This is a genomic window from Streptomyces sp. NBC_01506, from assembly GCF_045040295.1.
In the GTDB taxonomy this organism is placed as follows: domain Bacteria; phylum Actinomycetota; class Actinomycetes; order Streptomycetales; family Streptomycetaceae; genus Streptomyces.
In genome coordinates, this window is record NZ_CP109422.1 from 5,949,755 (window position 1) to 5,973,580 (window position 23,826).

21 protein-coding genes and 1 tRNA gene are annotated in these 23,826 nt (G+C 70.0%); 12 read left to right on the plus strand and 10 right to left on the minus strand.

From position 1 onward, the window contains the following. Positions 1-234 precede the first annotated feature (234 nt). The 4 genes from eno (at position 235) to OG329_RS26475 (ending at position 3,707) form a co-directional block, all read left to right on the plus strand. Complete coding sequence (gene eno, locus OG329_RS26460; RefSeq protein WP_405798644.1) at positions 235-1,521, plus strand: phosphopyruvate hydratase; 1,287 nt, start codon at positions 235-237, stop codon at positions 1,519-1,521. 139 nt (positions 1,522-1,660) lie between these two features. Beyond that, positions 1,661-2,134, plus strand: coding sequence for a septum formation initiator family protein (locus OG329_RS26465; RefSeq protein WP_405798645.1), 474 nt, complete (start codon positions 1,661-1,663; stop codon positions 2,132-2,134). A gap of 68 nt (positions 2,135-2,202) precedes the next feature. Beyond that, positions 2,203-2,763 (plus strand): DUF501 domain-containing protein, encoded by a 561-nt coding sequence (locus OG329_RS26470; RefSeq protein ID WP_405798647.1) that lies wholly within the window; start codon positions 2,203-2,205, stop codon positions 2,761-2,763. Then, positions 2,760-3,707 (plus strand): exopolyphosphatase, encoded by a 948-nt coding sequence (locus OG329_RS26475; protein WP_405798649.1) that lies wholly within the window; start codon positions 2,760-2,762, stop codon positions 3,705-3,707. The genes OG329_RS26470 and OG329_RS26475 overlap by 4 nt, the downstream gene beginning before the upstream one ends. Before the next feature lie 13 nt (positions 3,708-3,720). Here OG329_RS26475 and OG329_RS26480 read toward each other — a convergent pair whose 3' ends face one another. The 4 genes from OG329_RS26480 to OG329_RS26495 all read right to left on the minus strand — a co-directional run bounded on the left by OG329_RS26480 (position 3,721) and on the right by OG329_RS26495 (position 6,353). Further along, positions 3,721-4,293, minus strand: a complete 573-nt coding sequence (locus tag OG329_RS26480) for a dihydrofolate reductase family protein (protein WP_405798650.1) — start codon at positions 4,291-4,293, stop codon at positions 3,721-3,723. Between the two features lie 83 nt (positions 4,294-4,376). Continuing rightward, on the minus strand, positions 4,377-5,123 hold the full coding sequence (locus OG329_RS26485) for an SRPBCC domain-containing protein (RefSeq protein WP_405798652.1): 747 nt from the start codon (positions 5,121-5,123) through the stop codon (positions 4,377-4,379). Continuing rightward, positions 5,120-5,794, minus strand: coding sequence for an ArsR/SmtB family transcription factor (locus OG329_RS26490; protein WP_405798653.1), 675 nt, complete (start codon positions 5,792-5,794; stop codon positions 5,120-5,122). Before OG329_RS26490 ends, OG329_RS26485 begins: the two co-directional genes overlap by 4 nt. Before the next feature lie 118 nt (positions 5,795-5,912). Continuing rightward, on the minus strand, positions 5,913-6,353 hold the full coding sequence (locus OG329_RS26495; protein WP_405798655.1) for a DUF6069 family protein: 441 nt from the start codon (positions 6,351-6,353) through the stop codon (positions 5,913-5,915). A gap of 546 nt (positions 6,354-6,899) precedes the next feature. Here OG329_RS26495 and OG329_RS26500 point away from each other — a divergent pair. Both OG329_RS26500 and OG329_RS26505 read left to right on the plus strand, forming a co-directional pair. Continuing rightward, the gene (locus tag OG329_RS26500) at positions 6,900-8,360 is read left to right on the plus strand and encodes an NAD(P)/FAD-dependent oxidoreductase (protein ID WP_405798657.1); all 1,461 of its coding nucleotides are present in this window, start codon (positions 6,900-6,902) and stop codon (positions 8,358-8,360) included. Positions 8,361-8,630: 270 nt separating this feature from the next. Further along, on the plus strand, positions 8,631-9,923 hold the full coding sequence (locus OG329_RS26505; protein ID WP_405798659.1) for a class I SAM-dependent methyltransferase: 1,293 nt from the start codon (positions 8,631-8,633) through the stop codon (positions 9,921-9,923). Between the two features lie 165 nt (positions 9,924-10,088). On the opposite strand, the gene OG329_RS26510 is transcribed toward OG329_RS26505, so the two are convergent. Both OG329_RS26510 and OG329_RS26515 read right to left on the minus strand, forming a co-directional pair. Further along, complete coding sequence (locus tag OG329_RS26510; protein WP_405798660.1) at positions 10,089-12,629, minus strand: ABC transporter permease; 2,541 nt, start codon at positions 12,627-12,629, stop codon at positions 10,089-10,091. A 194-nt stretch (positions 12,630-12,823) separates the two neighbouring features. Beyond that, entirely contained in the window at positions 12,824-13,582 is a 759-nt protein-coding gene (locus tag OG329_RS26515) for an ABC transporter ATP-binding protein (protein ID WP_405802020.1), read from the minus strand. 521 nt (positions 13,583-14,103) lie between these two features. Here OG329_RS26515 and OG329_RS26520 point away from each other — a divergent pair. The 4 genes from OG329_RS26520 to OG329_RS26535 all read left to right on the plus strand — a co-directional run bounded on the left by OG329_RS26520 (position 14,104) and on the right by OG329_RS26535 (position 17,271). Then, positions 14,104-14,187: transfer RNA gene (locus OG329_RS26520), tRNA-Leu, on the plus strand. 442 nt (positions 14,188-14,629) lie between these two features. Then, positions 14,630-15,196: an RNA polymerase sigma factor gene (locus OG329_RS26525; RefSeq protein WP_405798661.1), complete on the plus strand. Its 567-nt coding sequence runs from the start codon at positions 14,630-14,632 to the stop codon at positions 15,194-15,196. Then, positions 15,193-16,188, plus strand: coding sequence for a CU044_5270 family protein (locus OG329_RS26530; RefSeq protein ID WP_405798663.1), 996 nt, complete (start codon positions 15,193-15,195; stop codon positions 16,186-16,188). The genes OG329_RS26525 and OG329_RS26530 overlap by 4 nt, the downstream gene beginning before the upstream one ends. Positions 16,189-16,365: 177 nt before the next feature. Then, a complete protein-coding gene (locus OG329_RS26535) occupies positions 16,366-17,271 on the plus strand; it encodes a Bax inhibitor-1/YccA family protein (protein WP_405798664.1) in 906 nt (301 codons plus the stop codon). Positions 17,272-17,388: 117 nt separating this feature from the next. Here the strand turns inward: OG329_RS26535 and OG329_RS26540 are convergent, their stop codons facing one another. Next, positions 17,389-17,619, minus strand: coding sequence for a DUF4287 domain-containing protein (locus OG329_RS26540; protein ID WP_405802021.1), 231 nt, complete (start codon positions 17,617-17,619; stop codon positions 17,389-17,391). A gap of 121 nt (positions 17,620-17,740) precedes the next feature. Between OG329_RS26540 and OG329_RS26545 the strand changes: the two genes are divergently transcribed. Then, a complete protein-coding gene (locus OG329_RS26545; RefSeq protein WP_405798666.1) occupies positions 17,741-18,073 on the plus strand; it encodes a hypothetical protein in 333 nt (110 codons plus the stop codon). Here the strand turns inward: OG329_RS26545 and OG329_RS26550 are convergent. The 3 genes from OG329_RS26550 to OG329_RS26560 form a co-directional block, all read right to left on the minus strand. After that, entirely contained in the window at positions 18,057-19,196 is a 1,140-nt protein-coding gene (locus OG329_RS26550; RefSeq protein ID WP_405802022.1) for a hypothetical protein, read from the minus strand. The two genes, OG329_RS26545 and OG329_RS26550, sit on opposite strands and share 17 nt — an antisense overlap. Before the next feature lie 431 nt (positions 19,197-19,627). Beyond that, the gene (locus tag OG329_RS26555; RefSeq protein WP_405798668.1) at positions 19,628-20,848 is read right to left on the minus strand and encodes an acetyl-CoA C-acetyltransferase; all 1,221 of its coding nucleotides are present in this window, start codon (positions 20,846-20,848) and stop codon (positions 19,628-19,630) included. A gap of 254 nt (positions 20,849-21,102) precedes the next feature. Beyond that, positions 21,103-22,116: an SGNH/GDSL hydrolase family protein gene (locus OG329_RS26560; RefSeq protein ID WP_405802023.1), complete on the minus strand. Its 1,014-nt coding sequence runs from the start codon at positions 22,114-22,116 to the stop codon at positions 21,103-21,105. 171 nt (positions 22,117-22,287) lie between these two features. On the opposite strand from OG329_RS26560, the gene OG329_RS26565 reads away from it, so the two are divergent. Beyond that, positions 22,288-23,700, plus strand: coding sequence for a cystathionine beta-synthase (locus OG329_RS26565; protein ID WP_405802025.1), 1,413 nt, complete (start codon positions 22,288-22,290; stop codon positions 23,698-23,700). Positions 23,701-23,826 lie beyond the last annotated feature (126 nt).

The following is a 23,826-nucleotide window of genomic DNA, read 5'->3' on the forward strand; positions in this document are numbered from 1 at the left end:
CGGGCCCGGCGCGCCTCACTCCCCCCGGACGCGCCGGACCGGGGCCAGGGCCTGTCGGGGGCCGGGCCCCGTCGCCGTATAGGCCCGTCCGCAGGACATTCGTGGCGCACCGCGCATTCCCGACTCTTTTCGTCCCAGGGGGCGGGCGGCGGCCGACCCTCGACCGGGAGCCGGTTAGGCTCATGCCGCAGGGCCAATGAGGCCACGCACCAACGCGTCACATCCCAGAAGGAGATGCTCGTGCCGTCCATCGACGTCGTCGTAGCCCGGGAAATCCTTGACTCCCGAGGCAACCCAACGGTCGAGGTCGAGGTCGGCCTCGACGACGGCAGCACCGGCCGTGCTGCTGTCCCCTCCGGTGCCTCCACCGGCGCGTTCGAGGCCCTCGAACTCCGCGACGGTGACCAGAACCGCTACCAGGGCAAGGGTGTCGAGAAGGCCGTCCTGGCCGTCATCGAGCAGATCGGCCCGGAGCTCGTCGGCTACGACGCGACCGAGCAGCGCCTGATCGACCAGGCGATGTTCGACCTGGACGCCACGCCCGACAAGTCCTCGCTCGGCGCCAACGCCATCCTCGGTGTCTCGCTGGCCGTGGCGCACGCCGCGTCCGAGGCCTCGGACCTGCCGCTGTTCCGCTACCTCGGCGGCCCGAACGCGCACCTGCTGCCCGTTCCGATGATGAACATCCTCAACGGCGGGTCGCACGCCGACTCCAACGTGGACATCCAGGAGTTCATGATCGCGCCGATCGGCGCCGAGTCGTTCTCCGAAGCCCTGCGCTGGGGCGCCGAGGTCTACCACACGCTGAAGAAGGTCCTGAAGGAGAAGGGGCTCTCCACCGGCCTCGGCGACGAGGGCGGCTTCGCGCCGAACCTGGACTCCAACCGCGCCGCGCTCGACCTGATCCTCGTGGCCGTCAAGGAAGCCGGCTACGTCCCGGGCAAGGACATCGCGCTCGCGCTCGACGTGGCGGCCTCCGAGTTCTACAAGGACGGCTCCTACGAGTTCGAGGGCAAGTCCCGCTCGGCCGCCGAGATGACCGAGTACTACGAGGAGCTTGTCGCCTCGTACCCGCTGGTCTCCATCGAGGACCCGCTGTTCGAGGACGACTGGGCCGGCTGGAAGGTCCTCAACGACAAGCTGGGCACCAAGGTCCAGATCGTCGGCGACGACCTCTTCGTCACCAACCCCGAGCGCCTGGCCCGTGGCATCGAGGAGGGCTCGGCCAACGCCCTGCTCGTCAAGGTCAACCAGATCGGTTCGCTGACCGAGACCCTGGACGCCGTCGAACTGGCGCAGCGCAGCGGCTTCAAGTGCATGATGTCGCACCGCTCCGGCGAGACCGAGGACGTCACGATCGCCGACCTGGCCGTCGCCACCAACTGCGGCCAGATCAAGACCGGCGCCCCGGCCCGCTCCGAGCGCGTCGCCAAGTACAACCAGCTCCTGCGCATCGAGGAGATCCTGGACGACGCGGCCGTGTACGCGGGCCGCAGCGCGTTCCCCCGCTTCAAGGACTGACCGCGGCGACCACCGCGCCCGTCCTACGGCCGTCCCCGGCCACGGTCCCGTACCGTGTCCGGGGACGTACGCGCGTACAGAGGCAGTACGGCGGTTCAGAGGTACGAGGGGTCCGCCGGGCCTCCAGGGAGGCGGGACCATGGCCGCGAACCGGGACCGGTTCTCCACCGCGACCAAGATCAGGATTCTCGGCGAGCAGACCGCCGCCCGCGTCTACCGCTCGCAGACCCGCAGACAGGCCCGCCGCTCCCGGCTCACCGGCCGCGCCGCGTTCCTCGTGCTCGTCGTGTGCTCCCTGATCGTGGCGCTCGCCTACCCGATGCGGCAGTACGTGTCGCAGCGCGGCGACATCGCCGAGCAGGAGCGGCTGACGCAGGAGGCCGGACAGCGGGTCGAGGAGCTGCGCGACGAGAAGGCCCGGCTCCAGGACGACGCGTACATCCAGCGCCTGGCGCGCGAGCATCTGCACTACGTGCTGCCGGGGGAGACCGGCTACATCATGACCGACCCCCGGGCGGCAGACGAGCGCCCCGAGGACAAGGGCGCGACCGACCGGCCCTGGTACTCCAATCTCCTGGACGGCGTCGACAGCGCCGACCGGACGGACCGATAGCCATCAAGCGGATACCCGTCAAGCGGATAGCCGTCAGGCAGACAGCCATCAAGGAAACCGACGCAGGTATGCAAACGCCCCCTCCGCAGACGCCACGCACCGAACCCACCGAGGCGGACGTCGCGGCGTTCCGGCAACAGCTCGGCCGCCCCCCGCGCGGTCTGCGCGCCATCGCGCACCGCTGCCCCTGCGGGCAGCCCGACGTGGTGGAGACCGCCCCGCGGCTGCCGGACGGTACGCCGTTCCCGACGCTCTACTACCTGACCTGCCCGCGCGCGGCCTCGGCCATCGGCACGCTGGAGGCGAACGGTGTCATGAAGGAGATGACCGAACGCCTCGCCACCGACCCGGAGTTGGCCGCCGCGTACCGCAAGGCCCACGAGGACTACCTCGCGCGCCGCGACGCGATCGAGGTGCTGGCGGGCTTCCCGAGCGCGGGCGGTATGCCGGACCGGGTGAAGTGCCTGCACGTGCTGGTCGGCCACTCGCTCGCGGCGGGGCCGGGAGTGAACCCGCTGGGGGACGAGGCGCTGGCGATGCTGCCGGAGTGGTGGCGCAAGGGACCCTGTGTGATCCCGTTCACAAACGACGGCCCCGCTGACGGCCCCGCCGAGGGAGACACCGTATGACCAGGGTCGCGGCGATCGACTGCGGTACGAACTCCATCCGCCTCCTGGTCGCCGACGCCGACCCCGCCACCGGCGAACTCGTCGACCTGGACCGGCGCATGACGATCGTTCGGCTCGGCCAGGACGTCGACCGCACGGGCCGGCTCGCCCCCGAGGCGCTGGAGCGCACCTTCGCCGCCTGCCGGGAGTACGCGGGCGTCATCAAGGAACACGGCGTGGACCGGACCCGTTTCGTGGCCACCTCCGCCTCCCGCGACGCCGAGAACCGCGACGAGTTCGTACGCGGCGTCCTCGGCATCCTCGGTGTCGAACCTGAAGTGATCACCGGCGACCAGGAGGCGGAGTTCTCCTTCACCGGCGCCACCAAGGAGCTGACCGGCCGTACCGACCTGGCGAAGCCGTATCTGGTGGTGGACATCGGCGGCGGCTCGACGGAGTTCGTGGTCGGCGAGGACCGGGTCACGGCCGCGCGGTCGGTCGACATCGGCTGCGTACGGCTGACCGAGCGGCACCGCCCGAGCAGCCCGGCGACCCCCGGCGAGATCGCCGCCGTACGCGCGGACATCGACGCCGCCCTCGACGCGGTCGAGGAGACCGTCCCGCTGGGTGAGGCCCGTACGCTCGTCGGTCTCGCCGGGTCCGTGACCACGGTCGCGGCGATCGCGCTCGGCCTGAGTGAGTACGACTCCGCCGCGATCCACCACTCACGGATCTCCTTCGAGCGGGTCGAGGAGATCACCGGCATGCTGCTGGCGGCCACGCACGACGAGCGGGCGGCGATCCCCGTGATGCATCCGGGGCGGGTCGACGTGATCGGGGCGGGTGCGCTGATCCTGCTGGCGATCATGGAGCGGACCGGTGCGCGGGAGGTCGTGGTCAGCGAACACGACATTCTTGACGGGATCGGGTGGGCGGCGGCGGAGCAGGCGGAAGCGGCGCGGTAGGGCCACCGCGTCCTCAGCGGACGACGTCGAAGATCTGCTTCTGCAAGCCGTTGCTGTAGACCTCGTGCTCGACGAGCCTCAGCTTCTGGGTGTCCTTGTCGGAGGTGCTGAACAGGCGCTTGCCGGCGCCGAGCAGCAGCGGGAACACGAGCAGGTGGTAGCGGTCGACGAGGCCGGCGTCCGACAGGCTGTGGTTCAGCGAGGCGCTGGCGTGGACGACTATCGGGCCGCCCTCGGTCTCCTTCAGAGCGGCGACGTCGTCCAGGGAGCGCAGGATGGTGGTCTCGCCCCAGTTGGAGACGAGCCTGTCTTCGGTGAGGGTGGTGGAGACGACGTACTTCGGCATCGTCTTGTACTCCGCGAACTCCTCCATGCCCGGCCACACCGGGCTGAACGCCTCGTAGCTGGTGCGGCCCAGCAGGATCGCGGTGGCCTCCTGCTGCTCCCGCCCCTTGATCTCGAACGCCTCGGGGACGAAGTCGATCTCCTTGAAGGACCATCCGGAGTTCCGGTAGCCGGGCTCGCCACCCGGGCTGTCGACAACGCCGTCGAGCGAGATGAAGACCGTGCTGATCAGTGTGCGCATGATGGGTGTTTCCTCTGCGTTCAGGATGATGTGTGTGTGGCTGGTCAGGAAGCGCGTACGTAGCGCCTGTGGCGCCCGTGGCGTCAGGAGTGTTCGGCGAAGAGGCCGGTCAGCCACTGCTGCCAGGCGGCCTCGGCCCCGTCCGTGTCCGGCCCGAACAGGTGGTGGAACATCAGCGCGATGCCGGAGCCGTGGTGGAAGGTGTAGAGCCCGTCGGCGGTACGGACCCCGATGCGTTCGTCGTCCGCCCACACCACCTCGCCGTCCAGCGGCGGCAGACCGGCCGGCCCGGCCTGCGCCCGGTCGCCCACGGTGACCGGTGCCGAGAGGGACAGCCCGTGGGTGAGTACCGACCGCAGCTCGCGCTGCGGCTTTCCCGGCGACGGCGCCATGGCGAAGACGGGGACCCCGACGCGTCCGGGGAAGTGGGCCAGATACTCGCGGAGCGTGTGGAGGTGGAAGGGCCAGCCGCTGCGCAGGGCGTCGTACTCGTCCTGCCAGTCGTCGCCGAGCAGACCGCTGTGGACGACGCGCAGTACGGTGCTGCCGCGGCCTCGTCCTTCGATCAGATACTCGATGGCCATGAACCGGCCGTCGTCGTCCGCGGCGGTCCGGGTGGTGAGGCGTTTGCCGGGCTCGTACGCGGCGATCACCGCCTCCTCGCGGTGGCCGCCGGTGTCCATGGCGGCGACGCCGCCCTCGCGCGCCTCCACCTCGTTGCGGCCCATGAACCAGGAGTCGATTCCAGGTCCTGTCGCGATCGCTTCCCAGACCTGTTCCGGACTCGCCGGCAGGGTCGTCTCCAGCTCGATCTCGAACGGGTGCGTCATGATGCGTTTCCCTGTCCTTCTTCGGGTTCGTCGGTGTGTGCCGGTGCGTCTTCCCGCGGCGGGCCGGCCGTGTCTCCGGAGGCACCGGGCCGCGCGTCGGGGATCTGGTGCAGCCCGACGACCACCCGGTGAGTGCGGCCCCCGGTGGCGGACTCGTCGTGGTAGCGGCTGACCAACGCCGCCACGGTCTGGGCCAGTTGGTCGGCGAACGCGGTCCGGTCGGCGGCGGAGGCGAACCGCACCTCCGCGTCGAGCCCGAAGCTGGCGACGCGCTTACGGGCCCGGGAGGCCCCGGTCAGCAAGGCCCCGACCTCCTGCACCAGCCGGGCCCCCAGGGACAGCAACCAGGTGGCGGAGAGCTGGTCCGGGGACCGGGCGGGGTCCGGGCTGACGGCGGCCAGCGCGGTCGGGGAGATCACATAGGAGGCGGCGGTGGCGCGGTACACGCGCTCGGTGACGTTGCCCTTGCGGCGCTCCTCGGCGAGTTCGACCAGCCCGTGCCGTTCCAGCTCCTTCAGGTGGTAGTTCACCTTCTGCCGGGGCAGTCCCAGGCGGCCGGCCAGCATGGCGGCCGAGCCGGGCTCGACCACGGCGGCGAGGATCCGGGACCGGATCGGGTCCAGGGACGCCTCGGCGGCGGCGGGTTCTTCGATGACAGCGACGTCCAGCACCACTTCACCTCTCGATCGAAAAACGAAACTCGTCCAGACAGTAAATGCCGTCGGCGGGGGCGCTCACGTAGCGGTGAACCGGCGCCACGGTGGGGCCACGGTGGGACGGCCCCGGCGGCTATCGCAGGCGGGAGCGGAGCCCCGGGACGACGGCGGCGGCGACCGCGATGTGGGTGACCATCAGCGCCACCCGCGTGGCGACGTCGACATCGGGAGTCAGGGCGTCGGGGACAAGAGACACCGCCACGAGCGCGACGGCGGTCCGGACGAACACCTGGGCCGGCCGATCCGACCACCGCCGGAAGGCGGCTGCCAGCACGATGCCCACGACCGAGAACACGAACGCGAGCTGCGTGAAGCCCAGCAGCGGAATCCGGGCGCCGGCGATCTCCAGCGACACGCCGAGGGCATCGGCCGCGCCGGCGACCACCGTCGCGGCGACGGCGCCTCCCGTGGCGAATCCGAGGCCCGGCAGCCACAGGGCGCGACGGCTGGTCGTGGTCGGGGCCGGAGTCGTGGTCGGCCCGGCGGCGGTGGTGATCGAGATGGATGCGGACACGTCGGTCTCCTCGGGGTGGGTCGGGGCGGGTCGGGAACAACCTCAGCATCCATCCGACAATAAAATCTGTCAAGACAAGAAAAGTTGTCGGTTGCGTCGACGGGCCCCTGAGGGGAGTTCCGCGGCGCCGTGGACCCTGTCGTCCGACCCTCGCTCCGACGTCGCTCCGACCCTCGCTCCAGCCCTCGATCAGGCTCCTGCGGCGGGCCTCGCGAAAAGGTTCGTGAATTACTTCACAAGGAATTCGGTTCTCTTGGGTGCCACTGCCCCGTCGAGGGGGTCGGTGCGAGCCTCGGGGGTCGTTCCGCCCCTGTGCCGGGGGGTTCCGGGCGTGTTACGGGAGCGTGAATCCGGTCGGGCGGTTCGGCCCCGGGTGAGGGTGGAGGGCCAGCTCACGAGGGGTGCGGAAGGTGCCGCGACGCCGCCCGGTTCCGCTGCCGGACCATGATGTCGATCATGGGGGCCGCGCAGTGTAGCAGAGGTATGGGGGGTGCTTGTGAAGGGGCTCACGAGCACCCCCTCAGGAGCAGGTGGATACTCGATGGCATGAGCACCACGGAGCGTCCCAGGATCCTTGTTGTAGGCGGAGGGTACGTAGGCCTGTACGCGGCTCGTCGCATTCTGAAGAAGATGCGCTACGGGGAGGCGACGGTCACTGTTGTCGACCCCCGCTCGTACATGACGTACCAGCCCTTCCTCCCCGAAGCCGCCGCCGGAAACATCTCGCCCCGGCACGTCGTCGTACCGCTGCGACGCGTGCTGCCCAAGGCCGAGGTGCTCACCGGCCGGGTCACGACCATCGACCAGGACCGCAAGGTCGCCACCGTCTCCCCGCTCGTCGGTGAGGCCTACGAGCTGCCCTTCGACCACCTGATCGTCGCGCTCGGCGCCGTCTCCCGTACCTTCCCGATCCCCGGCCTCGCCGAGCAGGGCATCGGTATGAAGGGCATCGAGGAGGCCATCGGCCTGCGGAACCATGTGCTCGAACAGCTCGACAAGGCCGACTCGACCACCGACGAGGAGGTCCGCCGCAAGGCGTTGACCTTCGTCTTCGTCGGCGGTGGCTTCGCGGGCGCGGAGACCGTCGGCGAGGTCGAGGACCTGGCGCGCGACGCCGCGAAGTACTACACGAGCGTCAAGCGCGAGGACATGCGCTTCCTGCTGGTCGACGTCGCCGACAAGATCCTTCCCGAAGTCGGCCCGAAGCTGGGCAGTTGGGGCAAGGAACACCTGGAGAGCCGCGGCGTCGAGGTCTACCTCAAGACCGGCATGGAGTCCTGCGTCGACGGCCGGGTGGTGCTGGGCAACGGCCTCGAGGTCGACTCCCACACGATCGTGTGGACCGCGGGCGTCAAGCCCAACCCGGCGCTCGCCCGCTACGGTCTGCCGCTCGGCCCGCGCGGTCACGTCGACACCGACGCCAAGCTTCAGGTGCGGGGCACCGACTACATCTGGGCCGCCGGCGACAACGCCCAGGTCCCGGACATCGCCGCCCGCAAGGCCGGTGTCGAGAACGCCTGGTGCCCGCCGAACGCCCAGCACGCGCTGCGCCAGTCGAAGGTCCTCGGCGACAACGTGATCTCCAGCCTGCGGGGCTTCCCGCAGAAGGAGTACAGCCACGCCAACAAGGGCGCGGTCGCGGGGCTCGGCATGCACAAGGGCGTCGCGATGATCGTCGTCGGCAAGATGAAGATCAAGTTCCGTGGCCGGCTGGCCTGGTACATGCACCGTGGCTACCACGGCATGGCGATGCCGACCTGGAACCGTAAGATCCGCGTCTTCGCCGACTGGACGCTCTCGGCGTTCCTCAAGCGCGAGGTCGTCTCGCTCGGCGCGATGGAGACACCGCGCGAGGAGTTCTACGAGGCGGCCAAGCCCACGCCGCCCCGTCAGGTCGCGGTCGTGCCGCAGCCGTCGTCCGGCTCGTCGTCCGGCTCGTCGTCCGGCGCGGAGTCCGGCTCGGAGCCCGTCAAGGCCGAGGCCGGTACCGCGGTCAAGGCTTCCTGACCGCGCGCCCGAGGCGCGTAGCGCTCGTACCGACCCGAAAGGGCCGCCCGCCATCCGTGGTGCGGGCGGCCCTTTCGCGTGCGCCCGGCATCGAAGATGGGTACGACGTATCGGGTAAGGGTGCGCATCGGTAGAAGTCGGTATAAATTACATGGCCCGTGCAGCTATTTTTGCCCACCTATTGCGCGCCGTCGGGACTGCAACACCCCGTCAGCGGTGTTTACGTGTGTGTTCAGCATTTCTGGGACCACCATCACGGAGGTGTGCGCCATGGCCGACGCCGCACTGCGGCTGACCACTCTCGCCGAGGAACTGCTGGGAGCCCCGCTTCCCGTACGTATCCGCGCCTGGGACGGCAGCGAGTCGGGCCCGCCGGGCGCGCCGACACTCGTCTTCCGGCACCGCAGGGCCCTGCGCCGTCTGCTGTGGAAGCCGGGCGAGTTGGGACTGGCGCGCGGCTGGGTGGCGGGCGAGATCGATATCGACGGTGATCTGTACGCGGCTCTCGGGCTGATCGCCGGACTCGTCTGGGAGCGCGGAGCCGATGCCAAGGACGTGGTGCACCCGCTGCGCGACCCGCGCATGCGCGCCGCGGCCAAGGGCCTCGTGGGGATCGTCGGCCCCTGGCCGCCGCCCCCGCCGCCCCCCGAGGAGGTACGGCGCCGAAGCGGCGCGCTGCACACCAAGCACCGGGACAGGGCCGCGATCAGCCACCACTACGACGTGGGCAACGACTTCTACGAGATGGTCCTCGGACCGTCCATGGTCTACTCGTGCGCCTACTTCGCGGAGCCCGGCGCCACGCTGGAGGACGCGCAGCGCGACAAGCTCGACCTCGTCTGCCGCAAGCTCGGGCTGACGGAGGGCCAGCGGCTGCTCGACGTCGGCTGCGGCTGGGGCTCCATGGCCATCCACGCGGCGCGTGAGTACGGCGCACAGGTCACCGGCGTCACGCTCTCCCGCGAACAGGCGGCGTACGCGCGCAAGCGCATCGCCGAGGAGGGCCTGACCGACCGGATCGAGATCCGGGTTCAGGACTACCGGGACGTCAAGGACGGCCCGTACGACGCCATTTCGTCCATCGGCATGGCCGAACACGTCGGCTCGGTCCGCTACCGCGAATACGCCGACGACCTCTTCGCGCTCCTCAAGCCGGGCGGCCGGCTGCTCAACCACCAGATCGCGCGCCGCCCCGAGAAGGACGAATCCCAGTACCACATCGACGACTTCATCGACGCGTACGTCTTCCCCGACGGCGAACTGGCCCCGCTCGGCCGCACCGTCGGCACGCTGGAGGAGGCGGGCTTCGAGGTCAGGGACGTCGAAGCCCTGCGCGAGCACTACGCGCTGACGCTCCGTCACTGGGTACGGAATCTGGAGCGGCACTGGCCCCGGGCGGTGCGCGCCACCTCGCCGGGCCGCGCCCGCGTGTGGCGCCTCTACATGGCCGCGTCGGCGCTGTCGTTCGAGCACAACAGGATCGGCGTCAACCAGATCCTGGCGGTCCGGTCCCAGGAGTCGGGCGGCTCGGCGATCCCGCTGCGCTCACGAATCTGGAACTGACACGAGTCAGTCTGTCAGGGCGGCTCGTGGGGCCAGGGCGCGCCTACAGGCGCCCACGGGCGCCCACGCACGAGCGCCGTACGGGCCGCTGCACAGGCAGCCCGTACGGCGCTCGCGGACAGAACCCTCACCAGGCCCTCACCAGGGCCTCGCCAGGGCCCTCGCTCACTCCGTCTTGATCGCCGTCAGCATGTTCAGCTTCGCCGCGCTGCGCGCCGGCCAGAGCGCGGCCAGCACGCCCACCAGCCCCGCGAGCACCAGGAAGATCCCGATCCGCTCCCACGGCAGGACCAGTACGTAGCCGGGGATCGACCCGCGGATCGTCTCGCCGATCGCCCAGGCCAGGAACGTACCGAGCCCGACACCGACCACCGCGCCGAAGACCGAGATCACCACGGCCTCGAGCCGGATCATGCGCTTGACCTTGCGGCGGTCCAGGCCGATCGCCCGCAGCATGCCGATCTCCTGCTGGCGCTCGAAGACGGACATCGCCAGGGTGTTGACGACCCCGAGCACCGCGATGATCAGGGCCATCGCCAGCAGCCCGTACATGATGTTCAGCGCGGTGTTGATCATGCCGCCGAACATGTTCCTGATGTCCTGCTGGTCGTTGACGCTGATCGCGGGGTTGTCGCCCAGCGCGTCCACCAGGGCCAGTTCGTTGGCCTCGGTCGGGCCGCCGTCCATCGACACGTACACCTCGGGGGTGTGCGGCTTCGTCTCGTGCGGACCCACCAGGTCGGTCGAGATCAGGACCGGCGAGACGAACTCGTTGGGCTCGTACGTGGCGCCGATCTTCAACCGCGCCGTCTTGTCGTCCTGGTACTTCACCGACACGCTGTCGCCGGTTTTCAGGCCCCTGGACTTGGCGGTGTCCGACGCCATCGCGATCGCGTCACCCTCCAGCGAGTCCAGCGAACCGCTCTCGGTCTTCAGCGCGAGGAGCCGCTGGATGTCTCCGGGGGTCACGCCCGAGGCGGAGGTGTCCTCGCCCTTGATCTCCAGATACGACGCCCGCTGCGGCGAGACCGCCTTGACGCCCGGCGCCTTCTCCAGCGCCGTGACCGCCGATTCGTCGAGACCGTGGCCGCTGGCCATCGTGACCATGTAGTCGGCCTTGATGTTGTCCGTGGTCATCTTGTCGATGGCCTGGCCGAGCGTGACACCGATGACGGTCAGACCGGTGACCAGCGTGAGGCCGATCGCCAGCGCGGACGCGGTGGCACCCGTACGGCGCGGGTTGCGCACCGCGTTCTGCCCGGCCAGCTTGCCGGCGACGCCGTACACAGTGTTCAGCAGCGGCTGTACGAGCGCGATCACCGGGCGCGACAGCAGCGGGATCAGCACGATGATGCCGACGAGCGACAGGAAGGCACCGCCGCCGATCAAGAGCTTGCCGTCCTTGCCGACCGCGGCGCCTCCGATGATGGCCGCGGCGCCCAGGAGGGTGAGCACGGCGCCGATGGAGTTGCGTACGACGAGCGACTTCGTGGTGGCCACGGCGTGCACGCTGCTCATGGCGGCGACCGGCGGGATCTTCGCGGCCCGGCGGGCGGGCAGCCAGGCGGCGATCAGGGTGATCACCACACCGACGCCGAAGGCGGCGGCGACGGCGACCGGTGTGATCACCAGCGGGCCGGCGGGCACCTTCGCGCCGAACGAGCCCATGGCGGCGCGCAGTCCGGTGGCCAGACCGATGCCGAGCACGAAGCCGATGGCGGACGCGAACACGCCCACGACCAGCGCCTCGGCCATCACCGAGCGCTTGACCTGGCGGCGCGAGGCGCCGACGGCGCGCAGCAGCGCCAGCTCCTTGGTGCGCTGGGCGACGAGCATGGTGAAGGTGTTGGAGATCAGGAAGATGCCGACGAAGAGCGCGACGGCCGCGAAGGCGAGCAGCATCTGGTTGATACCGCTGAGTTCCCTCTCGATGTCCTGCGCCTGTTCGTCGGCGAGCTGCGCGCCGGTCTGGGCCTCGGCGTCCTTGGGCAGCAGCGGCACGACCGCGTCGAGGATCTTCGTGTCGGAGGCGCCGGGGGCCGCCGTGATGGTGGCGTTCTGGAAGAAGCCCGGCTCCAGATAGAGATTCTGGGCGACCGCCGTCTCGAAGAGCACCAGACTGCCGCCCGCGTTGACCGCGCCGTCCTCGGTGGTGAAGACACCGGAGAGGGTGTACTCCTTCACCGGCCCGTTGGTGGAGACGCGCACGGTCTCGCCGACCTCGTACTTACCTCGGGACGCGGTGGACTTGTCGAGTGCGATCTCGCCGGCCTTCGTGGGCCCGGCGCCCTGGGTGAAGTCGTAGGCGGCGTCCTTGCCGTCCTCGCCGGGGGAGAAGTTGGTGCCGGAGTTGGACCAGCCGTTGCCGATGAGCTTGCCGTCCGGGTCGGCCACGCCGGCGAAGCCCTCGACCCGGCCGGTGACCGTGTCCACGCCGTCGACGGCGCCGATCTTGTCGAGGGTCGCCGGGCTGAGTCCGGGCTCCGGCTTCTTCCCGTCGGCCGCCGCCTCGTCGGAGGCGTAGGTGGAGACGGCGACGGAGACGTCCTTGTAGCTCTTGGCCGACTGTTTGTTGAAGGCGTTGCCGAGGGTGTCGGTGAAGACCAGCGTGCCGGAGACGAAGGCCACGCCGAGCATCACGGCGAGCACGGTCATCAACAGCCGGGCCTTGTGCGCGAGCACAGTACGCAGGGCGGTACGGAACATGGTGGGAGTCCAGGTGAAGTGGGCAGGGCGAACGGACGGCGGAGCCGCGGGAGGGCAGGGCGGATCGCCGGGGCGTGGGGCGTGAGGCGTCGGGCGTGGGGCGTCGGGCGTCAGGGGGCCGGAGGCGTCAGGGGGCCGGAGGTGTCAGGGGTGCCGGAATTACGGGAGGTGCCGGAGGTGCCGGGTGTCCGGCGTCAGCTCGTACGGCCCTTGGCGTCGAACGCTTTCATCCGGTCGAGCACACCGTCGGCGCTGGGGTTCTGCATCTCGTCCACGATCCGGCCGTCGGCGAGGAAGATCACCCGGTCCGCGTAGGAGGCGGCCACCGGGTCGTGCGTGACCATGACGACGGTCTGGCCCAGCTCCCGTACGGAGTTGCGCATGAAGCCCAGGACTTCGGCTCCGGCCCGTGAGTCCAGATTGCCGGTCGGCTCGTCGCCGAAGATGATCTCGGGCCGGGAGGCCAGCGCGCGGGCGACGGCCACGCGCTGCTGCTGACCGCCGGAGAGCGCGGTGGGACGGTGGTGGAGCCGGTCCTTGAGACCGATCATCGTGATCACGTTGTCCAGCCACTGCTTGTCGGGCTTACGACCCGCGATGTCCATGGGGAGCGTGATGTTCTCCAGGGCCGTCAGCGTCGGCAGCAGGTTGAACGCCTGGAAGATGAAGCCGATCTTGTCCCGGCGGAGCTGGGTGAGCTGCTTGTCCTTGAGCGTGCCCAACTCGGTGTCGCCGATGCGTACCGAGCCGCTGCTGAAGCTGTCGAGGCCGGCCACGCAGTGCATCAGGGTCGACTTGCCGGACCCCGAGGGACCCATGATCGCGGTGAACTGCCCCTGCCGGAAGTCGACGGTGACCTGGTCGAGGGCGACGACCTGCGTCTCACCCTGCCCGTAGACCTTGGACAGGGCGGAGGCGTGGGCCGCCACGGCGCTGGCGCGGAGGAGAGGCATGGTCGTCACGGGTGGGGCTCCTGTCAGGGGGCGTGTGGTGGATTGACTTCATCCTCTCCGCCGTCCGGCGGGGAGTCGTCACCCCGCATGCCCGTTCCTTTGGCCCTCTCGGGTCGGACCGGCAGGCCGCCCCGTCCTCCTCCGGTATGACGTCGACCCTTACTCCCGTCATCACTCCTGTCGTCAACCGCCGTCGTACTTCCGTCGTCGTCCTTCCGTCGTCACCGTCGTCGTCCTTCTGTCGCCACCGCCGTCATCCGATCGCCGTCTTGTCACACGAACGACGGGTGTGCGCAATCCGTGTGCGGGGAGTGGCGAATAGTAGACAGAGAGCGGCGAGTTTCCGTCATATCCCGAGGGTCGTATCAAGACCTTCGTCCTGCTTCCGGCATGTGCCGATGGCCAGTTACCAGGGCTGACACTCCCTCAGGTGCCAATAAAATCAGACAGGATCGACTGAGTACTCGGCCGTCCGAGGGGTCCTCCCGGATAGGCTCGTGAGCCAACGCGGAGCCGCGTACGCCCGGATGGTGGAATGCAGACACGGCGAGCTTAAACCTCGCTGCCCCAATTGGGGCGTACCGGTTCAAGTCCGGTTCCGGGCACACTCTCTGTACGTGTGCTGACCTGCGAAGATCGCTTTTTACCCGGTTTTTTGCCTCTGGGGCACAGTGCTGCCGAAACGTGCCTGCGGATCGGCTCGATGGGCCAACTCGGTTGAAGAGTAAAGCTCTTGACGAATAGTCAGCTACGGAAAGCGACTAACCCGCAGCTCAACCCCTTGATCATCTTGTCGAGTGCGCGTCAATCTGCCGATTTCCCGGTCTCCGGTCCGACGCCGCCGGAGCCCCCTTCCAGGGCCCTCGGAGACCCGCGGAAGCGCCACCGGCCGACGCCCCGGCGGGACCGGGGCCGGAACTCGTCGTATCGCCGGGCATGCTGACGCGTGGCCGGCCGCCCCTCCGGGCAACGGGGGCCGAACGCTCGGGGTCCCCGTCGACAAGTACGGGGTGTGGCCGCGACCGCGCTGCCACAGGAGGGGACTCTATGGAACCGGACGGCGACGAACTGCTGTCGCGCTCGGCGCGTGACCCCGTGGCCTTCGAGCCGCTGGTCGAGCACCATGCCCATGCCCTGCACAGCTATTTGGCCCGCCGGGCGCCCGCCGTCGCGGACGACCTGTTGGCGGAGGTCTGGCTCCAGGCGTACACGAGCCGCACCTCTTTCGACGCCACCCGTGGCACGGCTCGCACCTGGCTCTTCGGAGTGGCCAGGAACGTGTTGGCCGCGCACTGGCGGCGCGTTCCGCCGGAACGGCCGGCGACGGCCGGTGGCGACGGCCACGCCGTCACCGATCCGTGGCAGGCGGTGGACGAACGGCTGGATGCCGCCGCGGTCGCACCCGCGATACGCCGCACGCTGGACGAACTCCCGCACGCGGAGCGCGAATTGCTGCTCCTCGTCGCCTGGGAACAGCTCACCCCGACCGAGGCGGCGGCCGTGATCGGCATCCCCGCCGGCACCGCCCGGTCCCGACTGCACCGCGCCCGCGCACGTCTGCGCGAGGCGCTTGAACCGGCCACCGCGCTTTCCCGGACAGGAGACCTCGCATGACCATGACCACTGACGGCGACGGACCCGATCTCGAACCTGACTTCCTGGACTTCGCCGGTGCCGAGGCGCTGCGCGAGGCCGGACAGGTGGGGCCGGCGGGCGCGGCGGCTGTCGACGCCGCTCACAGGGCCGTACGGAAGGCCGTGGCTCAGGATATGGGCTGGGACGTGTCCCGGGACGGGTCTCATGGCGTGGCCGTTACGGCCGTTACGACCGTTCGGCGTGGCCGGCGCAGGCGCCGCTTCATGGTGTCGGCGGTCGCGGTGGCCGCGGTGGTCGCCGGGATGCTCGTCCTGCCGGTGGCCGAGATGGGCGGCACGCCGCCATCCTCCAGCGCGAACGCGGCGACCTTCCTGCGGGACGTCGCGGTCGTGGCGGGCGAGAAGCCCGCTCCCCAGGCCCGGTACTGGAAGGTGCACAGCCGCGACACCTATCGCTCGGGGGCGATTGGGGAGGGCACGACCTGGTACAGCCGCAACTCCATCACTCGGTCCAAGACTGAGGACGGGGAAGCCTGCCAGGGCGACCACTGCGTCGTCGACGAACAGTTGGGCAAGCAGACCTTCTGGGAGGTGGGGCCGCAGCGGATCACCTGGGATCAACTGGCTGAACTGCCCACCGACCCAAGGAAACTGAAAGCCACGCTCCTGCGCGGTTCCACCGACGGCGACCGCGAGATCTACAACGGCATCGTGAACCTTCTCGCCACCGCACCGACGGGCCCGGACGTGCGCGCGGCCCTCTTCGAGGTCCTCGCGGGCATGCGGGGCGTAGAACTCATCGGACCGGTCAAGGACAGCGAGGGACGGCAGGGCACCGCTGTGAAGTGGCGGCACCCGTCCGCGGACCACATCCTCGTCGTGGATCCGGCCAGCAGCACCGTGCTGGAGCACACGCAGAAGGACACCCTGGCGGGCGCGCCACTGACATCGACCTTCCTGTCGACAGGCCCCACGCCGGAAATCGGCTGGCAGGACAGCGAATCCGGGTGACAACTGGGCGGCGCCGGCCGTCCTGCCCACCGGGCCCCGCCCACGGGTGGTCACGGGGCCCGGTGGGAGTCTCGTCACAATCGAGGAAAGATCCTCCTGGGGCACTAGGGTGTTCCCTTTGCTCCCGCATTACTCTTGTGCCAAGGCCGCGCAGGGTGGCCGCCATGGAGGAGTGAGATGAGGAGCAGCAACCCGGTCTTCTCGCGACGGGGCTTCAGTCGCGACAACGGCCAAGCGGGTTTCAACGCGGCGCCGCAGGCCGGGGGCCCCGCCGTAGGAACCGCGCAGAACCCGTACGCGCAGAACCCGTACGCGACCAATCCGTACGCCACGAACCCCTACGCTCCGCAGACCGACGGTCAGTACGGCGGCGCCGGCCCGCAGGCGCCCGCCCGCGCCGGGGTCATGACGATCGACGACGTCGTGACGCGCACCGCGTCGACGCTCGGCACAGTCGTCCTCACCGCCGTCCTCGCCTGGGTCCTGCTCCCGGTCGACCAGGACAACCTCGGCAAGTCGTACGGCATCGCCATCGGCGCGGCCGTGGTGGCCCTGGTCCTGGCGCTCGTCCAGTCGTTCAAGCGCAAGCCGGTCCCGGCGCTGATCCTGGGCTACGCCGCGTTCGAGGGCGTCTTCCTCGGCGTGATCAGCAGCGCGGTCAGCACCTACCTCTCGCCGGGCGTGGTCGTCCAGGCGGTGATGGGCACGATGGCGGTCTTCGCCGGTGTGCTGATCGCCTACAAGATGCGCTGGATCCGCGTCACACGCCGTTTCTACGGCTTCGTGATGGCCGCCGCGATGGGCTTCGTGCTCCTCATGGTCGCCAACCTGCTGTTCAGCGTCTTCGGCGGCGGTGACGGCCTCGGCTTCCGCAGCGGCGGCCTCGGCATCCTCTTCGGTGTCATCGGCATCATCCTCGGCGCGTGCTTCCTGGCCCTCGACTTCAAGCAGGTCGAGGACGGCGTCACGTACGGCGCGCCGCGCGAGGAGTCCTGGATGGCGGCCTTCGGCCTCACCATGACGTTGGTCTGGATCTACCTGGAGATGCTGCGTCTCTTCTCGATCCTGAGCGGTAACGACTAACCGCGGGGTGACCGCGAAGGGGGGCCACGGGCAGCAGCCCGTGGCCCCCCTTCGGCGTATCGGCCCGGTCAGGTCGGAGTCAGGTCAGTCAGGTCAGTCAGGTCAGTCAGGTCAGGGTCAGCCGAGGCGGCGTGCCGCGCGCCTCAGGTCGTGCTCGTGGATGATCGCCTTCGCGTGCCCGTACGCCAGGTCGTGCTCGCCGCGGAGCCAGGCGACCTTCTCGTCGAAGCGGAAGAGGGCGGGACCTTCGTCGACCGTGCGGAGCCAGTCGGAGATCTCGCGACCGGTGCAGTGCGGGATACGGGACAGCAGGTTGCGATGGGTCTCTTCGGAGAAAACAAGGGACATCGGCGCCTCCGGACGCTGCTTCACGTACTGGTCCTTCACGTCACCGTGCCTGAGCGTTCGCCCGTTGGCAACAGTTCGGCAAGATCCACAGGACCGGCCCCGGGGCGCGTAGGGTCGCGGCGTGCTTGATACGACGCGCCTCACCGCCGCCGTGGACCGATTCGCCGACCGGCTGCGGGCAGCCCCGCAGAGCAGGTTGCAGCGCGGGGCCGCGGCCGAAGGGCTGGCTCTGGCCAGGGAATTGTCCGTACGCGCCCAGCGCCTGGACGCGCCGGACGACGGTGTGCGCCGGCCGCCGAGGATCATGCCGGATGCCGGTGTCTTCGTCGTCGCCGATCAACTCACCGTCGCGGCGGGCGACTTGGCCGAGGCACTGAGAACGGCCCCATCCGTGGCAGAACTGGACGAGGCCGTAAGGGCGGTGGAGCGGGCGGTCGCTAGAGCGAGGCTATGACCCGGTCGGCGAGGATGTAGATGTGGTCGTCGGCGGCGCCGTCACCCGTCGCACTCACGTTCCCGGCGCCTGCGGGGTTTTCCGCGTCGCCGGTCGTCTCGCCGGTCGTCTCGTCGTCCGCGCCGGCGGTCACGCCGTTCGCGCCGCACGAGAACGTGAGGGCGTACGCCCCCGAGATTCCGGAGCCGCCCAACAGGAACGGCGTACCACCGGCGCGCAGCGCGCCCGCGAGGCGTTCGGCCGTCTCGCGGTGGCCCGGGGTCATGCAGAGCGTCGTACCGTCCGTGAAGACGTACACGTCCAGCGTGCCCAGCGGGCCGGGGCGGACGTCGGCGAGCGCGGTACGGGCGTCGGCCAGCTCCTCGAGCCGCGCGACCGTGCGCTCGTGGTCGGTGACGACCGGGGTACGGACCGGGACGAAGTCCGGGTGCGAGGGGTGCCGGCGGCGGGCGGCGGCCAGCTCCGCGGAGTCCTCGGCGAAGTCGCCGATCTCGGTGACCTCACTGACCTCACTGACCTCGCTCAGCTCGGGCAGTCCGTCGTAGTCCCCGAGGTCATCCAGGTCCTCGTAGTCCCCGAGGCCGGCGCTCTCGGCGTGGCCGTCGAGGTCGGCGCGGTCGGGGTGCTCCCGCAGCTCGGCGAGTTCCGCCAGCTCCGCGAGGTCGTCGTAGTCGTCGTCCGTGACCCGGCGGGCCCGGTCGGCGCGGTCGAGCGCGTCGAGGTCCAGCGACTCCAGGCCCACGAAATCGGCCTGGCGCGGCACGTAGAACGGGCCGTCCTCCGTGCCGGGTCCGGCGAGGCCGCCCAGCAGGGACGGTGCGTCGGTGGCGTCGCGGGCCTCCTGCGCGGCCCAGAAGGCACGCGCCTCGGCCAGCTCCCGCTCGCGCTCCTCGGCCAGGGCCTCGGCGACCGCCAGCCGTATGTCCTCGGTGGACGTGGCGACGGCCGCGCCCGATTCGCCGGAGCAGCGTGCCTGCGGTACGGCGGCGTGGCCGCCCGGATTCGCCAGGGACAGTTCGCCGCGCAGGGCTGTGACCTCTCGCCGCAGGCCATGAGCGGCGTGCAGGGCGGCGACGCCCACGGCCGTGGCGGTGGCCGTGGTGAGCAGCAGGGCAATAGACATGGCGCTCACTGACTTACTCCCGGTCTTCAATGGTCCCCCGACTTCCTACATCAGCTTGTCGTGGGGGCGCGCACGTCGGCAGTGCATTACGTCATGAATTGGACAGGTCTTTCGGCCTTAGGCTGAGCCCCATTACAGCCGTGACCAGCGTAAATGGGTCTCCCCCAGGAGGTAGGTCACATCCTGGGGGAGATTGAGTCACGACTGGGGATCGACGGGGTTCGGCGCGGTTCAGCTCAGCCGCTCGATCTGTCTGGTCGCGTTCGCTTCGCCACCGCTGCGGGCAGGTGCCGCCCTCGTCCCTCGGGCCGCCCCTACCCTCCGCTCCGGTTCAGCTCAGCCGCTCGATCTGTTTGGTCGCGTTCGCTTCGCCACCGCTTCGGGCAGGTGCCGCCCTCGTCCCTCGGGCCGCCCCTACCCTCCGCTCCGGCTCAGCTCAGCCGCTCGATGACCATGGCCATGCCCTGGCCGCCGCCGACGCACATCGTCTCCAGACCGAACTGCTTGTCGTGGAACTGGAGCCCGTTGATGAGCGTGCCCGTGATCCGCGCGCCCGTCATGCCGAAGGGGTGGCCGACGGCGATCGCGCCGCCGTTGACGTTCAGCTTGTCGAGGTCGACGCCCAGCGCCCGGTACGACGGGATGACCTGCGCGGCGAACGCCTCGTTGATCTCCACCAGGTCGATGTCGCCGATGCCCAGTCCCGCGCGGCGCAGCGCCTGCTTGCTGGCCTCCACCGGGCCGTACCCCATGATCTCCGGCGAGAGGGCGGAGACGCCGGTGGAGACGATCCGGGCCAGCGGGGTCAGGCCAAGCTCGCGCGCCTTGGTGTCCGACATGATCACGAGGGCGGCGGCGCCGTCGTTGAGCGGGCAGCAGTTACCGGCCGTGACCATTCCGTCCGGGCGGAAGACGGGCTTGAGGCCCTGCGTGCCCTCCAGGGTGACGCCGGCGCGGGGGCCGTCGTCCGTGGCGACCACCGTGCCGTCGGGCGTGGTGACGGGGGTGATCTCGCGCTCCCAGAAGCCGTTCTTGATGGCTTCCTCGGCGAGATTCTGGGACCGTACGCCGAACTCGTCCATCTCCTGGCGGGTGATCCCCTTGAGCCGGGCCAGATTCTCGGCGGTCTGGCCCATCGCGATGTACGCGTCGGGGAGCAGGCCGTCTTCGCGCGGGTCGTGCCAGCCGGCGCCCTCGGAGGCGGCGACGGTGGCCGTACGGGCCTCGGCGTCGGCGAACAGTGGGTTGTGGGTGCCGGGCATGCCGTCGCTGGAGCCGTTGACGGAGCGCGACACCATCTCGACACCGGCGGAGATGAAGACGTCACCCTCACCGGCCTTGATGGCGTGCAGCGCCATGCGGGACGTCTGGAGCGAGGAGGAGCAGTAGCGGGTGATCGTGCAGCCGGGGAGGTGGTCCATCCCCATCTGTACGGCGACGATCCGGCCCAGGTTGTGGCCCTGCTCGCCACCGGGGAGGCCGCAGCCGAGCATCAGGTCGTCGATGTCGTGCGGGTCGAGCCCGGGGACCTTGGCGAGCGCGGCCTCGATGATGGTGGCGGTCAGGTCGTCGGGCCGCAGCTCCTTCAGGGAGCCCTTGAAGGCCCGGCCGATGGGGGAGCGGGCGGCAGAGACGATCACGGCTTCGGGCATCACGGCTCCAGAGGGGCGGGTGCGGTGGCGGTGCGGCGGTAGTGCCGTCAGGTGAAGTTACCCGCACGTACGGCCGAGGTCACCGGGCCGGACGTGTGACGTGCGGCTCCCGGCGGGTTGCGGGGGTCCGGTTCGTCGTGGATTGCCGGGCGGGTGACGCGCTCTGTCCTCAATCGCCGGTCGGGCTTGAGGTGCCCGCCGGACGGCGCGGCGAATCCAGCCCGTCCGGCGATTGAGGACGGGCGCGCCCCGCGTCATGGGCGGTTGGCGCCCTCCTTGGGAGGCGGCGGCGCGGGCGACGGCTCCGTCTGGGTCGGCTCGGGTGCCGGCAGGCGCCTGCGCCTGCGGTGCTTGAGCAGCGCCCACGGCGCCCGCGCGCCCGTGACCTCCGTGCCCGCCTCGGACGCCGCCGCCGAAGCCGCCTTCGCGACCGTCAGCATGTCCTCGTCGCGCGCGGCGTCCAGATGGTCCGTCTCCGGCCACAGGCCCAGCACCGCGCACAGCGTCGGCAGCACGGCCATCGCCGCCGTCGCGTACCCCTCCGCCGACGGGTGGTAGTTGTCGGCGCCGAACATCTCCCGGGGATTCGCCGCGAACTCGGGCCCCAGCAGATCGCCGAGCGAGACCGTACGGCTGCCCTGCTCGACCGCCACGATCGTCTGGGCCGCCGCCAACTGCCTGCTCACCCGGCGGGCCAGCCAGCGCAGCGGCTGGTACACCGGCTCGATCGTCCCCAGGTCGGGACAGGTGCCGACGACGACCTCCGCGCCCGTCGTCCGCAGCCGCCGGACCGCCGCCGCGAGATAGCGGACCGAGGAGGTGGCCGACATCCGGTGGGTGACATCGTTCGCGCCGACGATGATCACGCAGACGTCCGGGGTCCGGAACGCGTCCGACAGCAGGAGCGTCACCTGGCGTTCCAGATCGTCCGACTGGGCCCCCGGCTGTGCCACGTTCCGCAGGTCGACCGGGCGCTCCGCCACCGCCGCCAGGCCCGAGGCGAGGAGTGCTCCCGGTGTCTGGCCCGCCCGCCGCACCCCTTGGCCGGCCGCCGTGGAGTCACCGAGGATGCCCATCCGGACGGGGTCCGTGTGCCCGTACGCCAGCCCGTACCAGCCGTTGCCCCGGGGCGGGATCGGCGCCGTACCGCCGCCGACGGACCGTTTCGCCAGTTGGACCTCGGCCAGGACCAGGCCGACCCCCGCCGCTCCCAGCAGGCCGACGCTCCCCCCGCCGTAGGCGGCACCCGCCGCGATCCGCCGTGCCACCCGCGCTCTCGACACAGTCCGGGTCACCTCCCTCTAGCCGTACACACGCTGTAGCCGTTCATGCACTGCGATAAGACCAGCAAGAGGTAATTGCCCCGTAACGGGCGTGACCCAATCCCTTCCGTGTACGCATACGCTGGCCGGACCATCACGGAGACCCCGGAGACAACGGTGCAATTCCACGACTCGATGATCAGTCTGGTTGGCAATACCCCGCTGCTGAAGCTGGGCAATGTGACCTCGGGTATCCAGGCGACGGTCCTGGCCAAGGTCGAATACTTCAATCCGGGCGGTTCGGTGAAGGACCGGATCGCCCTGCGCATGATCGAGGCGGCGGAGGAGAGCGGCGAACTCCTGCCCGGAGGCACGATCGTCGAACCGACGAGCGGCAACACCGGCGTCGGACTGGCGATCGTGGCCCAGCAGAAGGGCTACCACTGCATTTTCGTCTGCCCCGACAAGGTCTCCACGGACAAGATCAACGTACTGCGGGCGTACGGCGCGGACGTCGTCGTCTGCCCCACGGCGGTCGACCCCGACCACCCCGACTCGTACTACAACGTCTCCGACCGGCTGGTGCGTGAGACGCCGGGCGCCTGGAAGCCCGACCAGTACAGCAATCCGAACAACCCGCGCTCGCACTACGAGTCCACCGGTCCCGAGCTGTGGAAGCAGACGGACGGGCGGATCACCCACTTCGTCACCGGCATCGGCACGGGTGGCACGATCACCGGCACCGGCCGGTATCTCAAGGAGGTCAGCGAGGGGCGCGTCACGGTCGTCGGCGCCGACCCCGAGGGATCCGTCTACTCCGGCGGCTCCGGCCGGCCGTATCTGGTCGAGGGTGTCGGCGAGGACTTCTGGCCGAGCGCGTACGACCGGACCGTCACCGACGAGATCGTCGCCGTGTCCGACAAGGACTCCTTCCAGATGACGCGACGCCTCGCCAAGGAGGAGGGCCTGCTGGTCGGCGGCTCCTGCGGCATGGCGGTCGTGGCGGCGCTGCGGGTCGCCGAGCGGCTGGGCCCCGACGACGTGGTGGTCGTGCTGCTCCCCGACAGCGGCCGGGGCTACCTCAGCAAGATCTTCAACGACGAGTGGATGAACGACTACGGCTTCCTGGAGCAGGCGGGGGACGCCCCGCGGGTCGGTGATGTCCTGCGGTACAAGGAGGGCGGCGCCCTTCCCTCGCTCGTTCATATGCACCCCGAGGAGACGGTCGGTCAGGCGATCGAGGTCCTGCGTGAGTACGGCGTCTCGCAGATGCCGATCGTGAAGCCCGGCGCAGGCCACCCGGACGTCATGGCGGCGGAGGTCATCGGCTCCGTGGTGGAGCGCGATCTGCTCGACGCGCTGTTCGCGCAGCGCGCCTCGCTCGGCGACCCGCTGGACAAGCACATGTCGGGCCCGCTGCCGCAGGTCGGCTCCGGTGAGCCCGTGGCCGACCTGATGACCGCGCTGAGCGGTGCGAACGCCGCCGCCGCGGCGATCGTGCTGGTGGAAGGCAAGCCGACGGGTGTGGTGAGCCGCCAGGACCTGCTCGCGTTCCTGGCCAAGGACGCCAAGGACGCCAAGGACGCGTAAACGCGTGCGACGCCAACGGTGCCGGGGAGCCGCAGTGGGGCCGTGCAGCCCTTCGTGAAAGTGGTACCAGCGCGACATCTACGCGCAGCACGCACTTAACACGGCTCGGCCACAGTGGTTGTTGTC

Excerpts from the sequence above, each read along its gene's own strand:
- eno (WP_405798644.1), top strand. The coding sequence starts at position 235 with ATGCTCGTGCCGTCCATCGACGTCGTCGTAGCCCGGGAAATCCTTGAC.
- OG329_RS26465 (WP_405798645.1), top strand. The coding sequence starts at position 1,661 with ATGGCCGCGAACCGGGACCGGTTCTCCACCGCGACCAAGATCAGGATT.
- OG329_RS26470 (WP_405798647.1), top strand. The coding sequence starts at position 2,203 with ATGCAAACGCCCCCTCCGCAGACGCCACGCACCGAACCCACCGAGGCG.
- OG329_RS26475 (WP_405798649.1), top strand. The coding sequence starts at position 2,760 with ATGACCAGGGTCGCGGCGATCGACTGCGGTACGAACTCCATCCGCCTC.
- OG329_RS26480 (WP_405798650.1), bottom strand. The coding sequence starts at position 4,293 with ATGCGCACACTGATCAGCACGGTCTTCATCTCGCTCGACGGCGTTGTC.
- OG329_RS26485 (WP_405798652.1), bottom strand. The coding sequence starts at position 5,123 with ATGACGCACCCGTTCGAGATCGAGCTGGAGACGACCCTGCCGGCGAGT.
- OG329_RS26500 (WP_405798657.1), top strand. The coding sequence starts at position 6,900 with ATGAGCACCACGGAGCGTCCCAGGATCCTTGTTGTAGGCGGAGGGTAC.
- OG329_RS26505 (WP_405798659.1), top strand. The coding sequence starts at position 8,631 with ATGGCCGACGCCGCACTGCGGCTGACCACTCTCGCCGAGGAACTGCTG.
- OG329_RS26510 (WP_405798660.1), bottom strand. The coding sequence starts at position 12,629 with ATGTTCCGTACCGCCCTGCGTACTGTGCTCGCGCACAAGGCCCGGCTG.
- OG329_RS26515 (WP_405802020.1), bottom strand. The coding sequence starts at position 13,582 with ATGCCTCTCCTCCGCGCCAGCGCCGTGGCGGCCCACGCCTCCGCCCTG.
- OG329_RS26525 (WP_405798661.1), top strand. The coding sequence starts at position 14,630 with ATGGAACCGGACGGCGACGAACTGCTGTCGCGCTCGGCGCGTGACCCC.
- OG329_RS26530 (WP_405798663.1), top strand. The coding sequence starts at position 15,193 with ATGACCATGACCACTGACGGCGACGGACCCGATCTCGAACCTGACTTC.
- OG329_RS26535 (WP_405798664.1), top strand. The coding sequence starts at position 16,366 with ATGAGGAGCAGCAACCCGGTCTTCTCGCGACGGGGCTTCAGTCGCGAC.
- OG329_RS26540 (WP_405802021.1), bottom strand. The coding sequence starts at position 17,619 with ATGTCCCTTGTTTTCTCCGAAGAGACCCATCGCAACCTGCTGTCCCGT.
- OG329_RS26550 (WP_405802022.1), bottom strand. The coding sequence starts at position 19,196 with ATGTCTATTGCCCTGCTGCTCACCACGGCCACCGCCACGGCCGTGGGC.
- OG329_RS26555 (WP_405798668.1), bottom strand. The coding sequence starts at position 20,848 with ATGCCCGAAGCCGTGATCGTCTCTGCCGCCCGCTCCCCCATCGGCCGG.